This is a genomic window from Pseudoalteromonas sp. AWM4_233, assembly GCF_056158285.1.
On sequence record NZ_JBSWSZ010000001.1, the window covers coordinates 1,260,212 to 1,276,431 of the forward strand.

The following is a 16,220-nucleotide window of genomic DNA, read 5'->3' on the forward strand; positions in this document are numbered from 1 at the left end:
TACCTCAAAGATAAACACGCCCTAGGGAAAATGAGCATTAAACACTATTTAAATAGAGATAATGGCTCACTAAATTGAGATAAATTAGGAAATACTTGGCTCAATGATGTGTCATTTAGTCCTAACCACTGTCCTAAACTTGCCGCATATTGCTCAATGGATGTTGTGGGGATCAATCGGCCGCCTCCAGCATCAAAATCATGGTCGAGTTCAGATACGGGCACATCGCCAAAAATGGTGCCACCGTTGACCGCGCCTCCCATGACGAAATGATGGCTACCCCAGCCATGATCGGTTCCATCACCATTGATTGCTAAAGTTCGACCAAAATCAGACGCGGTGAAAAGCGTGACGTTATTACTTAAATTTAAGCTTTCCATGGCATTATTAAAGGCAACAAGTGCACCGTCTATGTTGCTTTGTAAATTGGGTAAGCTTTGCGCTTGGCCTGAATGGGTGTCAAAGCCACCCATTGCCACGATAAAGATTTGTCGTTTGGTGCCCAGCTCGGTGCGTGTTGCAATACTTCTACTCACCGTCTCTAATTGCATAGCCAAAGGTGTGGTAGGGAATGGTGGTAATGACACCTCAGTGTTAGCAACGGCGTTGTTAAATTGCTCGTTGGCCGTATAAGAGTCATTCATAAACTTGGCCAAGTCTTTTTGCAGCAAGTTACTTGAGCTATGGTTTTGTGCACTAAAGTGGGCTATTAGTTGCGCATTATTGTCAAATTCTTCTAATGCTCTGATTGTAGCCGCTTCGCCGCCACTAACATTATAGGGGAAGGTGTTTTCTCCAGTTAGCCATAAAGGCGCTTCATCGGTCGAGATAGCATTAAATGGCGTTTGCTCAGCAAGCCCTTGCGTTACTAATGCATCGCTCATGAGCCCGCCCCACCCAAATTGTGCGCCTTCTGTCTGTCCAGATAACCAAGTCGATTGTTGGTCATTATGCGAGAATAGCCGAGCAGGTAACTTGGCGGTTTTTTGTTTAATCATTTCGGCCGAAATGGGCTCGACCAGTGGCCCTACATTACCAACAATGGCCAACTTGCCTTGCTGGTATAAATTGGCCATGCCTGATAATTCAGGGGCCAGCGCAAAGCTGCGCGTTCCAAATCGAGAGGGCGTATTAATCGGGTTGAGGTTTGCAATGGTTCGTTTCGTTGTATATTGACTCAGTAAGCTACTTCTGTGGCTCGCCCATGTGTTGTAGCTGTCGCTATCATATGGAATAAGCGTATCGTGGTTATCCATTCCGCCATATAAGAAAACACATACCAGCGCTTTATAATCTTCATCTTGAGCGTCGGTATTCGCAAGTGCTTGTCCTAATTGCAGCATAGATGTTGCCATCATAGAAGCGCCACTGAATTTTAAGAAATGTCGTCTATTCATGAGAAAGCTCCTATTTTTGAACCAAGTAATCAGGTGATGTCATAACCAGTAAAATGGCCAGTTTTACTCTCAGTAAATAACCCTCTTCATCGTCTTCTTCGATACGACTGATTATAGGCTTTATATCCTCAAGCGTTTTAGCTGACAGCTGCTCTGCACTGAGGAGTAAATTTAAATGTGCCAGTAAGGCATCAACATCATTGGCTAATGCCAGTTCTTTATCGTAATCCGTAAAAAAGCTATTCACTGCATTGCGAGCATCCAGTCGAATGTTGTTGTCATCAAAGTCGGCTTGTAATTCTTCTACATCAACATCTCCTTGAAGGCCTGCGATATAAAAGGTCATAAAATTGGTGTATCCGGGGATAGAAGTGGCATTGGTGATCTGAAGCTCAGGAGCGACTAAACCATTGGCAGCTGTCTCAGTGCCGGGGGCTGCATAGCCAGGTCTAAAAAAGTTAAATACGCTTTTTGAGGCGTAAGGGTGTTGGCTTAACATACTTGCAGGGCTGGTATCCCAAAGCATCTCTTGAAATTCAGGCGTGACGTTTTCGATTTCGAATGCGCGTGCCCATTGTGTAAAACGTAAAATCGGCTCTCTTATTTTACCTGAACTATTGATCGGCTCACCTGTGGCTTCTGGGTCAAATAAAATGGCTGCTAAGGTCGCGGTTAAATCACCTCTTTGTTTATCGCCGACATTTGAACCATCAGGGAGTGTAAATTGACCTTGAGAAAAAGCAGTTGCTACTCTAGTTACATACTCAGCAGAGGGGTTCGATGACACCAAACGTTGAATAAGCTGCTTACTAACAAAAGGAGGCATATTTGGATGATTAAAAATATGATCCAGTGCTTGAGTGATTGACGCTTGAGCGCCCGTACCTGCAGCGATTTGCGTTCCTAAAAATGATTTTTCTTTTTCTGAGTGTAATTCAGGGTAAATCGCCATAGGGATCGCAAATTCGTGGCTTTGCGTTTCTTCAGCAGTATCGTGATCAAGATCTAGGCCTGTGAAAACGCGAGCAAGACCGGTGATATCTTCATTACTATACAGTTCAATTTGTTTGCCATCGTCATCTATTTGCTCTGTACCATCTTGGTTTAAAGCAACCACACCGAGGGTGAAAAGTTGTAGTAGTTCTCTTGCGTAGTTCTCGTCGGGGACTCTGCCAGTTGCCTCATCGCCTTTCATATTGCCCATGTAAGTTAAATAAAAGCCCATTGCTGGGGAGTAGGTGACAGCCTCGAGTAATGCTCGGTAATTACCAAATGCATGATTGATTAGGATATCTTGATAACTCGATACCGCCTCTGGAATGTCTGTGAGTTCTTCACCGCCGGCATTTGAAACAACGAGTATTTCTGACAAGGCAAAGGCCATACGTTGCCTTAATTGGTCATCAGCTGAGATAGCATGTCGCCAAAAAGCGATGGTTGTTGCGCCTATATGCAATAAATCGAATTCATCGTCGTCATTGGTTTCAGTCGGGGCATAAGCATTCACAACAGGCAGTTTTAAACTCGGTGGCAGCTGTAGTTGATCTTTAAACCACTTAGAGGCACTTTGACCCGTTAAATTGGTGATATCGGTCGGTGTGGCGCCAAAAGTGGCATGTTGAATAAAACGAGAAGTCGAGGTAGCAGTGGCAAAGGTTAGGTCATTTTCTCCACTTGTGTCGTCACCGGTATTGTCGTCGGCATCTTGATCATCAGAGTCATTATCTGCATCGTTATCAGCATCATCATTTTGATCTGAGTCACTATCTGAGCCTGACTCTTCGCTCGAGTCATCACTCGAATCATCAGTGTTGTCTTGCCCTGAACTGTCATTTGAGTCGTTGTTGGAGCTTGAGCCACTACTATTATCGACAACTTGTTCTGGTGCCTGAGAGGTTGATTCTGAACCACCAGAGCCGCAACCCGCAAGGCTTAAGCAAATCAGAACACAGAGATATTTTAGTTGAATTAGTTTAGTCATTGTTTCTCTCTCGTTACTTAACGATAAGTTAAGTGTAGAGCTAAAAACGCTGAGCGTGTTTTACAGTTGTAGTACGGCTTTCATACAAAATTGTATGAATTTAAGGCATAGGAATTTCGATATTAAATACAGCACCTTGCTGCTTATCTAATAAGCATAATTGCGCGTTATGGACATCACAAATTGCCTTCACAATACTTAGACCTAAGCCATTTCCAGGTTTAGAGCGACTAATATCAGCGCGATAGAACTTATCGAAGACTTTATGTTTGTCTTTGTCTGGTATGCCCGGTCCATCATCGCCAATTTGTAGCAGAGCACTTTGAGTATGACTTTGTAATCTGATCCAAACTTGTGCATTGTTGTTTGCATATTCAAGCGCATTTTCAAGTAAGTTACATAGCAACTGGCTTATTAAATCTCTATCTCCATAGCATTGCACACTGGGTACAACTGATATCTCAAACTGGCGACCGCTATCTTCAAATACAGGTTGGTAACTTAGGGCTAATTCATTGACCAGCTCAGATAAATTAAACACGCTAAAGCCTTGAATATGCTTGCCTGACTCAATGGCATTCAATCGCACTAAATTGTTAAAGGTAGTGATGATATGAGTGAGGTCTTGACTGGCTTTCTCGAGGTGGAAATGTAGCGCGTGTGCATCATCAATATCTTGATACATAGATTGCAGTCGGTTTGATACACGAGATAGGGGGGTTTTTAAATCATGGGCAATACCGACCGACATGGTTTTCATATTGTTATGCAGGTGCACAATTTCATCTAGCATGGTATTGATTGATTGGCCAAGCGCTTGCCATTGTGGATCTGTGCTGTCTACTTTAATTCGCGCCGAGTCAGGGGCTTGTGCAACGGCATCAAGCTGGCCAATAATCGCTTGAATTGGTTTTGAATCTCGACGTGTAATAAAGGCAAATAAAATACACAAGGTAAGCCAGCTAAAGGGTATAAACCAAGCAAGCAATTCATAGGCAAAAATGCCTTTCAGTCTTTGTGTTTCTTCTTGTTTTTGCCAAAAGTGAGCATATGCATGCTCATTAAAATATAAAGTGGTGGTGAGCACTTGAGTAGGGGCGTCTTCTTCTAAATTTAAAGTGAACCAAGTTGGGGCATCGGCTGTGGGTAAATCGGTGTCGGCGCCAAGCATAAGTTTGCCGTCTCTAAAGCCTGCAACTAACCACTCTTCTTCTAATAGGTGTGTCTTTGCTTCATCGTCAGTCCATTTAGGTCTATGGGTTAGCTCAAGTTCTTTTAAGATGGCACGAGGGCCTTGCTCTTCATAGATATGCTCTATTTCTTCAGCATATTCAGCAAACTCATTCTTTTGCTCGTTCTTATCAAGCCAGAGCGACATTTCGATGAAGATAAATAAAACAATGAGTAAAGCACACCAAGACAATGTGCTTAGCTTTAAAGTTTGCACGATTTGATGTTTATTCATCATCTAGTTGCCTCGACAATAAGTAGCCACAACCACGTACGGTTTTGATCATATCGAAAGCAAAGGGTTTATCTATTTTATTTCTAAGTCTAGACACATGAGTTTGAACAAGGCTGGTTTTCGGATCAAAGCTAAACCCCCATACTTGCTCTAACAGCATGGTTTTAGTGATAAGTTGATCGGGGTTTTGCATCATAAACTCAAGGATTTGGTACTCTTTTGGCATGAGTTCAATTTCTTTTCCTGCCCTGAATACTTGCCTCGTGGTTCGTTCAAGCTTGAGTTCACCAATGCAAATTTCAAGGCTACTTTCTTTTAGAGGTTGGCGCCGGGCAAGGGCTTTAACTCGAGCATAAAGCTCCGAAAAAGCAAACGGCTTTACTAAATAGTCGTCAGCGCCGGCATCTAACCCTGCAACTCTATCAGATGTATCACTAAGTGCAGTAAGCATAATGATAGGAATGGTAACTTTGCTTGCTCGCAGAATGCGAACGGCATCAAGGCCATCCATATTAGGCAGTAATCTATCGAATATTATGACATCAAATTCACTTGACGATGCTAACAGCATAGCCTGTTCAGCATTATCACAGTGTTGAACTATTTCGCCATGTTGCTGTAGTCCCTTGCTGATAAATTCAGCAGTATCTAAATCGTCTTCAACTAATAAGATGTTCATAACGCTCTGAAAAAAATGTATTACCTTTTAAGCATATCCTATTTATTGAGTTTTGATTCATACAATTTTGTAAGCTCTTTTTTTTGCTAAAGTTATAGATCAGAAGGCTCCAATTCTTTACTACTAATGAGTTTTTTTAGATATAGTTCAGTAAACATATTGTCATTGTAGTCAGGTAACCAGTCGCTTTTGAGCAATTTGGTCGCGGCTAATTTTACGTTTTCATCATCTTGTTTAATGATATGCCACTTAACTTCATTGAAGTCGCTGAACTCACCGTTGAGTTCACGCCATAGTGCTAAGTCCTGTGTGAGCTTTGCAAGTGTTTGACTTGTTTCTGAACTTTCATGTACTGCATTACCCATTTCTAAACCTTGCAAAATTTGCGCATAAGTAAGATACAACCCAAGGTTCTGCTCAACAGGTGTTGTTAAACTTGAAAATTCAGCAAAGTGTTTAGTAAATAAACTAAACGCCATTTGAAAGTTGTTATTGGCCATCAGTCCATGAATGTAAGGGATTACATAGCGATTTAATGCTGGAGCGAGTTGATACCTTTGCTCAAGCTTTTCGAGTGCTGAAGTTAAGCGCCTATCTTTAGCTGCAATTGCCGCTTCAACATACCAAACAAAATCGTTAGGAATATATTGTTTATTTGTTTGCTTAAAAACAGTCTCAGCATTTTCTAATTGGTTTGTGCTGAGTAAAAACAGCACATGCTGTAATTGAAAGTGGGCAAATTTATTGTTGTACTCACTATTCTCATTGTCATAACTGTATTGTTCGTACCAAGCTTCATAGTCCGCAGCAATAGGTTTAGTGAGCGTGTAGAAATCTAACGCATAAAGTGGCGCATTTCGCAGATTCGGTGCAATTAAGCGGGCACGTTCAAAGTATTGCTGCGCTTTTTGGCGATCGCGCTTAACTAAATAGGCATAGGCTAATTTTACAAGCACTTCAGGGTCATTTGGGCTTAGCTTGAACGCAGTTTGCAGTGAGGTGAGTGCCTCTGTTGTTTGCTGTTGCGACAGTAAGAAATCACCATAAAAAAGGTGAAATAAACTACTTTTCTGCTCTAGAGAGCGTCCTTGTTCGAAATAGATTTTTGCGGTTTCAAAGTCACCATTTTGCTGGTGGAGCGCACCAAGTAATGCAATAGCATTAATATGATAAGTATCAATTTCTATGGCTTTTTGCAGCAAGGGTAAACAGCTTGCGTAGGTTTTCGTTTGGCTGTGCTGACCGTAAACAAGCAGTTGGTAATCGCTGTTGCATAAACCAAACAGGGCATTGGCGTTGTTGGGGCTCTCATTCAAAATGGTTTTATAGAGTTTGCTCGCTTGGTTAATTGCGCTAACCTCACGCTGTTTGACCAAATGATCTGCAAGGGTTAAATCTTCAAAATAAGCTTGTTCATTTGCCTGGTTCTTTACCTGCGCTTTTAATTCTTCTTTGATTGAGCCGTTGTTCATAAACCAAAAAACGATAACCGCAAACACAAGAACACCTACAGCGAAAGCCGTTAACTTATGCTTTTTCGTTATTATTTCTGCTGGCGATTGCTGTAACGCCTGTGTTTTTGAGCTGTTTTGCGGCAATGAATTTTGTTCTTCACGCTCAAACTTCAGCTCAATATGAGGGGAGAGCCTATAACCTTTTCCTGAAATCTGTTCAATGACTTCAGTAATGGTTTTATCTTGATGAAGTGTTTTTCTTAGTTGCGCAACGGCCTGATAAATAGAGCTATCAGTAACCACGCGATCGGGCCAAATTTCTTTGGCGATAAAATTTAAACTCAGCGGTGTGTTTTGATGGCGAGTTAGCAAGACCAATAAAGCCATAACTTTAGGCGGCAGCGAGCACTCTAACGATTGTTCGGCTAAAGTTAGCTTGTTCAAATGTGGCTCTACATACCAATTGGCGAGTATAAAAGGGGCCTCTGTCTTTTCCATCTTTATGATAACTTTGCTTATTTTTATTTTGAGACAAAATTCAGGGTAAAATTATATGCTTTTTAAGTAATTAACCCAGTGTTTTTTTAAGGTGGCGCCAGTTTCAAAAAAGGAGTCACCATGAAAACACTTATGCTAATTAGCTTACTATTACCTTTCGTTTTAAATGCGAAAGAATTTGATGTCATCATCAAAAACGTTACCGTTATTTCGCCGCTTAACCCATACCAAGCCAGCGTTGCAGATAAACGTTGGGTCGGCATTCAAGATGACAAAATTAAAACCATATCGACAAAAGCTTTGAACGACGTTGACGCTAATGTGATTGATGGCACCGGTAAGTTTGTAATTCCCGGTTTGATGGACGCCCACGTGCATCTAAATCGCATGCCAGGGTTACCCTTCGAGCTTAGCCAGTTTAATGACAAGGAGATGGCAGAGCTTGAAAGTTTACAGTTGCAATACCTGCAAAGGCAGGGCAAGAACTATTTATATTATGGTGTGACTCAAGTGCTTGAACCGGGAGCAAGTAAAGAGAGTATGTCGCTTTTTCAAAGTAACGGTGCGGCACCAACAAGCTATTTTTGCGGTGCTGTGCCTATTTATCAAGGATATAATGCGCAAGGTATAAATTATGAACACCTACATGAAAAGCGCCCATATTATGCGCATCAACATGGCGATCCAAGTCACCTGCATGAAAAACACATATTAGAAAGTCATTCATCTAAACAATTAATAAAACGCATGGCCGATGATGGCGCTATATGCACCAAAGTGTATCTAGAGGATGGTTTTGGTGAGCGTTCAGATATTCCGTTAATCGCTTCTAACACGCTAGATGAGCTCAAATCTGCCAGTGAGCAACACGGTTTAAAAGTGATGGCCCATGCCAATGCCACCGATATGCAGCGTTTAGGGTTAAATCATCAAGTGGATGTGATGGCGCATGGTAATTGGAATTGGCTCGAAGAAAGCAGAGAAGGCACAAAAGGTGTAAATGATGAATTACCACCTAGAGTAAAAGCTGTTGCCGATGACATCATACGCTCAGGCATTGCTTATCAACCAACGCTCAATGTCATGCGCGCGCTGACAGATGTGATGCGTGAAGGTCATATTACTCAACCGGAGTACAAAACAGTGCTGAGTGAAGCACAAATTGCTTGGTACCAAACTGAAGCCGGGCAATGGTTTGCACGTGAAATGAAAAAAGGCTGGGGTAATATGAGCGATGCGCAAAAAATAGCGCGTTTTGAATTTAACCAACAGCTTGGTAAACGCGTTTTAAATTACATCTACCAAAACGGTGGTGTGGTTTCACTCGCAACCGACACTCCACCTGCTCCGACCTATGCATCACAACCGGGATTAGCAACCTATTGGGAATTAAAAGATATGTATGATGCAGGGATGAGCTTGGCAAGTATTCTTGCTGCGGCAACTTTGAATAATGCCAAGGCATTTTCGTTAGATAAACAATACGGCACGGTCGAGACGGGCAAAGTGGCTAATCTGTTGTTGCTCAATGCCAACCCTTTGCAAAGTGTTGAAGCGTATAATCATATAGATACGGTTATTCTTAATGGAGTGCCAATTGAACGAAGTTAACTGGCACTTAAAAGGTAAATGAACATATACAAAAAAATAGTAAAAGTAAGCTGCAGCTTATTTTTTATAGATGTTCTTTGTACGCAGCATCGGCATTGGATCCCAAGGTTTTCGAGTTAACTGAATGAGTGAAAAGCGCATCAGGGTAAAATGAAAGCCTGCATTAGGTAGATGTGTTTTGACGTCACTAATAAATTTAGGGTCAACTCCATTTTTTATTAGGCCTAAAGAAAAATCGACAAGGTCCGCTTTACGAAAAGCTTCAGTGAGCTTTGCAAAGGGGCCTTGATATTCACTAAGGAGGTGGTGCATATCAATGATTATTTGTATTTCCTCATTGAGTTCTTTAAGGTTATTTCGTTCAAGGTAGCGCTGACATTCTTGATATGACGGTACTAAGTAGTCAACTCTGTCATGGGTCCACAAAGCAATATCATGAAAAGCAGCTGCTATTTGTAACTTCATACTCTCCTGCTCTGAAATATCAGGGAGTAAATAATGACAAAAGTTAAGCATTCGAGTGACATGATTCCGGTAACCTTGGAAGTCTTTACCAATAATTTCTTTGTATTGTGACAATATGTCGTCCGTATATGGGTAACTAGTTCTAACTTGCATTGTAATAACCTGCTTATTGATGATGAGGCTATTGTATTAACCCACAGACTTTCTAATAATGGCTAAAATGACAGTTAACTATACTTTTTGGCCAATTTTGTGAAACGAGTTGCTATTTATGCATTTGAAGGAATGAGCCTGTTTCATCTTTCAGTACCACAAGCTATTTTTTCTGATGCGATTGGACAGGAGAATCCTTATTTTTCAGTTCAAGTCTGTTCAGAGCGCTTCGGAAAGTTAACGCTCTCTGGTGGACTGAATATTTGGGTTGAGAATGGTATCGACTTGTTAGCTCAGGCCGATATCTTAATCTTCCCAAGTTGGCTTCCAGAGCAAACACCCAGTAAAGAGTTAATTGATATAGTGCGCAATGCACACAAACAGGGTAGATGGATTGTGGGATTATGCTTAGGCTCCTATTTACTTGCCCATGCTGGTTTACTGAACGGTAAAAGGGCAACTTCACATTGGCGAAATAGCGCAGATTTTTTAACGCGCTTTCCAAAAGTCGACTTTGATACGAACCCGTTATTCTTGGTTGAAAATAATTTGGTAACATCGGCAGGCAGTGCGGCGGCGATAGATTGTTGTTTACATATCTTTAAGCGCTTTTATGGGGTGAAAGCAGCAAACCAAGTCGCTAGAGTGATGGTGTCCTCACCCAGCAGAACAGGTGGTCAAAATCAATATATTGCCCATCCTGTTGCAAATCGCGCAAGCGACGAACGCCTCGCTAAGTTAATCGACTTTGTACTTGGCGATTTAGCCCAGTCAATAAGCGTTGAAGAAGCAGCGAGCTATTGCTCCATGAGTATACGGAGCTTTACTCGACATTTTAAAGCGATTTACGGCAGTAGCTTTACGCAGTGGTCAATTCTGGCAAAACTCAATGCGAGCTTTGAGCTACTGGAGTCTTCAGATAAAAGTATTCTGTTGATCAGTGAAGAAACGGGTTTTAGCTCTGAGCAAGTTTTTCGTAAACACTTTAAAAAACGTTTCGGCACCACACCACAAGCTTGGCGAAAAGTATTTAGAAGTCAGCAAGGTTAATACTGATTACATTGTTTTAATTTATTATTAGATATTAAAGAGGCAGGTTAAAATTATCAGCCTTTAAACCTTCTTGGAGTCATATCTTATGAAACCCGTTTTATTTGTACTTTCTATGCCTTTTGAAGATGGGCCAGGCAAAATGTGGATTTGTTCTCATTGCGCCATGATTGAAGGCGCTCTGGCTGTGAACAGACATTGGTATGAGCATGTTGAAGTTCGACGAATAGGTTTTGAAAAGCCACGTCAAGAAGTGGTTGCACTCTTGGGTGAAGAAAACCAATGGTTACCCGTACTTATTTCAGAAGATAAAAGTATCATCACTAAACCTGAAGTGATAATCAATTATTTGGCACAGGCATTTGGTGGAGCAGCTGTGCATCCTTAGTGCAGCTTTAAACATAAAGTTACCTAGTGAACTTTATGTTTAACTGTTATGAAGTGTCTCGTTTTTGATCAAGGCAGCAGTTTACTTATTGTAAGTTTGTATTCATTATAGGTGCTTGTTGAAGTTTAAAGGAGTAAACCAATGATCCGCCTTGCAAATCTAGAAGATCTTCCACACGTGCTCAACTTATACCGAGAACTACGTCCGCAGGACCCAGAGCTTGAAAAAACCTTTTCTGAGCAGGTATGGGCTGAGATGATGTGTTGTCCAGAAACACATATAGCAGTAGCAGATATCGAAGGGGAGTTAGCCGCAACTTGCGCACTGGGTTTAAATAAGAGTATTGCAAATGGCGGTCGACCTTTTGCCATTATTGAACATGTGATCACCGCAGAAAAATTCCGCCGTCGTGGATTAAGTCAACAGGTACTTGAGTTTAGCATTCAAAAAGCATGGGAGCTAAATTGCTATAAAGTCATGCTGCTCTCAGGCGAGAATCTCACTGGCGCGCACCGAGTATATGAGTCGGTAGGCTTTAAAGCAGGTATCGAGAAGGGCTTTGTAATTAAAGCGCCAAAAAAGTAATAGAATAAATGAACAAAACAATATTAGTTACCGAAAGACTCACCTTAGCCCCTTTAAATGAAAGCGATAAGTCTCTTTTCATTCATTTATGTATGGACCCTGAGGTGATGGAACACTGTTATGATCCTAGTACTTTAGAAGAAGCTGAGGCTGGCTTTGAGGCTTTTGCTCAGCCGTGGGATAGCGACAGTCATGATTGGTTATGTTTTGGTATCACCGAAACTAATACAGGTGAAAAAGTCGGAAATATCTCGGTCAAAATACTTGATCACGAGCAGCATATTGGCGAAGTCGGGTTTTTATTAAATCCTTGCAAGCAAGGCAAAGGGTATGCGTTTGAAGCACTTAAACGGGTAAAGACGTTCTCTTCTGATGTGCTTAACTTAAAAAAGCTGAAAGCGATTTGCTCGACTCAAAATACGAGCTCGATAAAGTTATTAGAAAAGTCAGGTTTCATCCAGGCAGCATTACTTAAAGATAATGTTGTGATTAAAGGTAGGTCAATTGATGACTACCAATATGAATACATTAGTTAAATAACCTGGGCTCAGGTTAAATTATAAATAGAAAAGGTAAACAATGAAAAAATTAGCCATAGCAACAGCTGCTCTTGTACTTTCTGGCTGTATGTCCACGCCTGAATCAGTCAACTTCAATGGCGAGACTGTGGGTACATATAGTGTTGCAGCGAGTTGTAGCGATATGCTGTTAGATACAGATTGTTCAGGCATGACCGGTGCTACAAAAGATATTGAGTTAGCAGGTATTAAATTGAGAGCTGCTGCAGGTCAGTCAGGTAAAGTCGTATTTATTATGTCTGAATCGAGTTTCAGCACAGATCAAAGTGCGCTTCAAAATGGTGCTAAATCTTTAGAGAAACTATTCAAAGATAATGGCATTCAAATTGAGTCGAAAAAAGTGATGTTCGGTGGTGGTGACGTATACGGCGTTCATTTTCAATTAAGTGACAACGGCTATCGCTTGTTAAAATCACTTTAATTTCAAATGGGCTTATTTTTTTGTAAGCCCATAAAACATTTCATTACGACATTTGGCCGCTGACTATTTGCTGAAAGTTAAAGTGAGTGCCCATTTTCTTAGAACAATTAAAATCATAAAATCATACCTTATCACTTTAGGTTATAACAATTTCGTAACAAATTTTGTGCAGCTGTATTTAAGTTAGTACAAACTTTGCTCAAACAATACACGTCTAGACATATGAACATTCACAGTCCAGTGTAATGGAGGTTTTACAGTAGGAAATGAAGTATTTAGAGTTTTTGCACCTATAATAAAAACAAATTGACAGCGTTGGACATTTGTTCTTTTCTTGTTGCTTGTAAATGATTTGTTAATCATTTGCACTCTAAAAACAAGATAAGGAATCAAAATGAAAACCAAGTTGAACAAAACTACACAGGCACTTATTTTTTGCGGTGCATTAGTCCCAGCAGTTCATGCATCGACACTGATAGATGAAAGCAGTATCGAGACCAATCAAGCTGAGCGTTACATCATTACACTTAAAAGTGAACAAGGCACAATTGCGCAGCCTTTTGAGCTAAGCCCGCAACAAACCAAACAGCTTCAAATGAATCGACTCCAATCAGTTGCACTGACGGTATCGGCTCAAGCTGAACAAGTTTTACCGTCAATTAATGCGGTGTCTATGTCTTTAACGTCTGAGCAAAAAGCTTTGCTAGCTGCACGTTCAGATGTATTGTCTATTGAAGTAGATCCAAAGCGTTACCTAATGGCTGAAAGCACGCCTTATGGCATCAACATGGTACAGGCCAATCAATTGGCAGACACCATGTCGGGCAACCGTAAGGTATGTATCATGGATACAGGTTATACCCTAAATCACCCAGATTTACCTTCAACGGGGATCACTGGTGATGACGGCTACGGCAGTAACAATACAGGTAACTGGTACAACGATGGCAATGGTCACGGTACGCATGTAGCAGGTACTATTGCTGCAATTGGTGGCAATGGTCAAGGTGTGGTGGGAGTAAACCCATCAGGTCAGCTTGGTTTACATATCGTAAAAGTATTCAACGATTCAGGCCGCTGGGCTTATGGCTCGGACCTAGTAAAAGCGATTGAGCAATGTCAACTAGCGGGTGCCAATGTCACGAGTATGAGTCTTGGAGGATCAGGCCAGTCAAATGCAGAGCGTCAAGCATTTGCAAACAGCTATGCGCAAGGCATGCTGCATATAGCCGCAGCTGGTAATGGTGGCAATAGTTCGATGAGCTATCCAGCATCATATGACTCAGTTGTTTCAGTAGCTGCGGTTGATAGCCGTGAAAACAAAGCATCATTCTCACAATACAACAGCCAAGTCGAAATCGCCGCACCAGGCGTAAGTGTTAACTCGACGTGGAATAATAATGCATATAAAAGCATCAGCGGCACATCAATGGCAACGCCACATGTATCGGGTGTTGCAGCACTGGTATGGAGTCATTTCCCTGAGTGTAACAACCAGCAAATTCGTGATGCCTTAAATGCTACAGCTAAAGATAAAGGTGCTGCAGGGCGTGATACTTCCTATGGTCATGGTATTGTGCAAGCAAAAGCAGCATACGACTATTTAGCTTCAAGTACATGTGAAGGCCCGGGTGATGCTAAACCTGTTGCGAGTTTCAAAGTAACGCTAAACGGTAAAACCATACAACTGACTGACAGCTCATATGATGATAAGGGGATTGCTGCTTACTCGTGGGAATTTGGCGATGGGGCAACTAGTTCAAGCAAAAACCCAAGTCACACGTATGCAAGTGCTGGAGAGTATACTGTTAAATTGACAGTAAGGGATACCGTTGGTCAGGTTGCTAGTAAATCTGAAGTCATCAAGGTAACTGATGGCAATACGGGTGGATGTAATGGTACGCCAACATGGTCAGCAGGTAAGGTTTACTTATCTAAAGATCGCGTTTCATTAAATGGCAATTTGTACGAAGCGAAGTGGTGGAACATAGATCAAAACCCAGAGCAATTCTCAGGTCGTTGGGATGTATGGGCGAACAAAGGCGCTTGTAAGTAACGTTTTTAAATAAATTCCCAATACTTTTGTTATTAAAGGCAATTTAGGTAACTAAATTGCCTTTTTTCATACCCTATCATTATTTCTTGCATTCATTTTTCGTACTCATTGTTATGACAAGCTATGTTTAATAAAAAAGCAGAACACTTAAACTTATGAAATGGTTAAAACATATTGATGACAGCTTTGATGCATTGCTGACAGATTGCTACCAGCAGCGCGAAATGGAGATGGAAAACCACATCAACAAAATTCGTTTTTTTGGTTTGATGGCGCTGTTTTTACTTGAACTACTGGTCGGTACGCTCAGTCAGGGACTGGATTTAATTTTAATCAGTGTCGATCTTGGTTCGATGGTTATAACAGCAGTTTGGTGTTGGCTGGTGCGGCACTGGGCAACCACAGGCAGCTATAAACCTTGGCTCAAGTATGTGTCTATTTTATTCGATTATGTGATTATTTTAGGGATCACGTTAGAAATGGAATATTTGGCCGAGATAGGGCACTTCTTACGCGATCTGCACCAAACACAATTTGAATTGATGTTGATCAGTGCGCTCATCCTATTTAATGTCATGAGTGCATTCAGGCAAGGTCGTGTGATTATTTACTTTTCGACGCTTTGCTGTTTAGCTGCGACAACGCTTATTTTAGAGCACAGCCAGACTGACCGAACCATAGAGATCCACGAACAGATCATCGTGCTATTCTCGGGATTACTAGCGTGGTCAATTTCTCATTACATTACCAATACTTATACGCGCTTACGCCATCGTGAGCGGCTATTACGTTATCTGCCTGAAAAGCTGGTCAGCGCGGTAGAAACCGGTGCTGTTGACATAGAGCCGGGTGGTGAGCGCCGAGAAGTGACTATTTTGATGGCCGATATTCGCAATTTCACCACCTTATGTGAACGCAATGAACCAGAGGTAGTTACTCGTATTCTAAATCGCTATTTCTCAGCTATGAGCAATCCTATTTTTAAACATGATGGCATGATAGATAAATTTATCGGTGATGCCATTATGGCTGTGTTTGGTGCGCCACAAGCGGGAATGAATAGCGCTCAAGGTGCAATCAATGCTGCAAAGGGCATGCTTGTAGAATTAATAGAGTTAAATAAACAATTTGCTGAGCAGGGCCTACCACAGCTTGAAATTGGCATTGGTATTCACAGTGGTGAAGCCATTGCAGGTAATGTGGGGAGTTTGAGTTGTATGGATTACACCGTAATTGGTGATACAGTTAATGTCGCAGCGAGAATAGAGAGCAAGACCAAAGAGCTCGGACAAACATTACTTGTCAGCGAAGACACTGCAGAAAAATCAGAGATGTCGGATTTAGCTTGGGTTGCGGATGTAAAACTCAAAGGTCGAGACAAAACAGTCAATGTTTATTCTTTTCAATGAACATCATTTAAATACTTTTCTACATGACTT

The 16,220-nt window shown here is 41.4% G+C and carries 14 protein-coding genes; 8 read left to right on the forward strand and 6 right to left on the reverse strand.

Annotated features, from left to right (window positions below):
- Nucleotides 1-44: 44 nt before the first annotated feature.
- The 5 genes from ACXAC4_RS05565 to ACXAC4_RS05585 all read right to left on the reverse strand — a co-directional run bounded on the left by ACXAC4_RS05565 (nt 45) and on the right by ACXAC4_RS05585 (nt 7,474).
- Nucleotides 45-1,397, reverse strand: coding sequence for a DUF1501 domain-containing protein (locus ACXAC4_RS05565; protein ID WP_475159653.1), 1,353 nt, complete (start codon nt 1,395-1,397; stop codon nt 45-47).
- A gap of 10 nt (nt 1,398-1,407) precedes the next feature.
- Nucleotides 1,408-3,378 (reverse strand): DUF1800 domain-containing protein, encoded by a 1,971-nt coding sequence (locus ACXAC4_RS05570; protein WP_475159654.1) that lies wholly within the window; start codon nt 3,376-3,378, stop codon nt 1,408-1,410.
- Nucleotides 3,379-3,478: 100 nt separating this feature from the next.
- Nucleotides 3,479-4,846 (reverse strand): sensor histidine kinase, encoded by a 1,368-nt coding sequence (locus ACXAC4_RS05575; protein WP_475159656.1) that lies wholly within the window; start codon nt 4,844-4,846, stop codon nt 3,479-3,481.
- Nucleotides 4,836-5,522: a response regulator transcription factor gene (locus tag ACXAC4_RS05580; protein WP_475159657.1), complete on the reverse strand. Its 687-nt coding sequence runs from the start codon at nt 5,520-5,522 to the stop codon at nt 4,836-4,838. Before ACXAC4_RS05580 ends, ACXAC4_RS05575 begins: the two co-directional genes overlap by 11 nt.
- A 92-nt stretch (nt 5,523-5,614) precedes the next feature.
- The gene (locus ACXAC4_RS05585) at nt 5,615-7,474 is read right to left on the reverse strand and encodes a tetratricopeptide repeat protein (protein ID WP_475159659.1); all 1,860 of its coding nucleotides are present in this window, start codon (nt 7,472-7,474) and stop codon (nt 5,615-5,617) included.
- A 120-nt stretch (nt 7,475-7,594) separates the two neighbouring features.
- Between ACXAC4_RS05585 and ACXAC4_RS05590 the strand changes: the two genes are divergently transcribed.
- Nucleotides 7,595-9,085 (forward strand): amidohydrolase family protein, encoded by a 1,491-nt coding sequence (locus ACXAC4_RS05590; protein WP_475159661.1) that lies wholly within the window; start codon nt 7,595-7,597, stop codon nt 9,083-9,085.
- Nucleotides 9,086-9,142: 57 nt separating this feature from the next.
- On the opposite strand, the gene ACXAC4_RS05595 is transcribed toward ACXAC4_RS05590, so the two are convergent.
- Complete coding sequence (locus ACXAC4_RS05595) at nt 9,143-9,703, reverse strand: HD domain-containing protein (RefSeq protein WP_475159662.1); 561 nt, start codon at nt 9,701-9,703, stop codon at nt 9,143-9,145.
- 99 nt (nt 9,704-9,802) lie between these two features.
- On the opposite strand from ACXAC4_RS05595, the gene ACXAC4_RS05600 reads away from it, so the two are divergent.
- From ACXAC4_RS05600 to ACXAC4_RS05630, 7 genes are all read left to right on the forward strand, one after another.
- A complete protein-coding gene (locus ACXAC4_RS05600; protein ID WP_475159664.1) occupies nt 9,803-10,753 on the forward strand; it encodes a GlxA family transcriptional regulator in 951 nt (316 codons plus the stop codon).
- An 88-nt stretch (nt 10,754-10,841) separates the two neighbouring features.
- A complete protein-coding gene (locus ACXAC4_RS05605) occupies nt 10,842-11,141 on the forward strand; it encodes a DUF3088 family protein (protein ID WP_475159666.1) in 300 nt (99 codons plus the stop codon).
- 141 nt (nt 11,142-11,282) lie between these two features.
- Nucleotides 11,283-11,726, forward strand: a complete 444-nt coding sequence (locus ACXAC4_RS05610) for a GNAT family N-acetyltransferase (protein WP_475159668.1) — start codon at nt 11,283-11,285, stop codon at nt 11,724-11,726.
- 8 nt (nt 11,727-11,734) lie between these two features.
- Nucleotides 11,735-12,262, forward strand: coding sequence for a GNAT family N-acetyltransferase (locus ACXAC4_RS05615; RefSeq protein ID WP_475159669.1), 528 nt, complete (start codon nt 11,735-11,737; stop codon nt 12,260-12,262).
- Between the two features lie 43 nt (nt 12,263-12,305).
- Nucleotides 12,306-12,725 (forward strand): hypothetical protein, encoded by a 420-nt coding sequence (locus ACXAC4_RS05620; protein WP_475159671.1) that lies wholly within the window; start codon nt 12,306-12,308, stop codon nt 12,723-12,725.
- 394 nt (nt 12,726-13,119) lie between these two features.
- Nucleotides 13,120-14,781 carry a S8 family serine peptidase gene (locus ACXAC4_RS05625; protein ID WP_475159672.1) on the forward strand — a complete coding sequence of 554 codons (1,662 nt, stop codon included), beginning with the start codon at nt 13,120-13,122 and terminating at the stop codon, nt 14,779-14,781.
- A gap of 155 nt (nt 14,782-14,936) precedes the next feature.
- Complete coding sequence (locus tag ACXAC4_RS05630) at nt 14,937-16,190, forward strand: adenylate/guanylate cyclase domain-containing protein (protein WP_475159673.1); 1,254 nt, start codon at nt 14,937-14,939, stop codon at nt 16,188-16,190.
- Nucleotides 16,191-16,220 lie beyond the last annotated feature (30 nt).

Bases quoted from the DNA above. Each gene is read 5' to 3' on its own strand.
- ACXAC4_RS05565 (WP_475159653.1), bottom strand. From the start codon at position 1,397: ATGAATAGACGACATTTCTTAAAATTCAGTGGCGCTTCTATGATGGCA.
- ACXAC4_RS05570 (WP_475159654.1), bottom strand. From the start codon at position 3,378: ATGACTAAACTAATTCAACTAAAATATCTCTGTGTTCTGATTTGCTTA.
- ACXAC4_RS05575 (WP_475159656.1), bottom strand. From the start codon at position 4,846: ATGATGAATAAACATCAAATCGTGCAAACTTTAAAGCTAAGCACATTG.
- ACXAC4_RS05580 (WP_475159657.1), bottom strand. From the start codon at position 5,522: ATGAACATCTTATTAGTTGAAGACGATTTAGATACTGCTGAATTTATC.
- ACXAC4_RS05585 (WP_475159659.1), bottom strand. From the start codon at position 7,474: ATGGAAAAGACAGAGGCCCCTTTTATACTCGCCAATTGGTATGTAGAG.
- ACXAC4_RS05590 (WP_475159661.1), top strand. From the start codon at position 7,595: ATGAAAACACTTATGCTAATTAGCTTACTATTACCTTTCGTTTTAAAT.
- ACXAC4_RS05595 (WP_475159662.1), bottom strand. From the start codon at position 9,703: ATGCAAGTTAGAACTAGTTACCCATATACGGACGACATATTGTCACAA.
- ACXAC4_RS05605 (WP_475159666.1), top strand. From the start codon at position 10,842: ATGAAACCCGTTTTATTTGTACTTTCTATGCCTTTTGAAGATGGGCCA.
- ACXAC4_RS05610 (WP_475159668.1), top strand. From the start codon at position 11,283: ATGATCCGCCTTGCAAATCTAGAAGATCTTCCACACGTGCTCAACTTA.
- ACXAC4_RS05615 (WP_475159669.1), top strand. From the start codon at position 11,735: ATGAACAAAACAATATTAGTTACCGAAAGACTCACCTTAGCCCCTTTA.
- ACXAC4_RS05620 (WP_475159671.1), top strand. From the start codon at position 12,306: ATGAAAAAATTAGCCATAGCAACAGCTGCTCTTGTACTTTCTGGCTGT.
- ACXAC4_RS05625 (WP_475159672.1), top strand. From the start codon at position 13,120: ATGAAAACCAAGTTGAACAAAACTACACAGGCACTTATTTTTTGCGGT.
- ACXAC4_RS05630 (WP_475159673.1), top strand. From the start codon at position 14,937: ATGAAATGGTTAAAACATATTGATGACAGCTTTGATGCATTGCTGACA.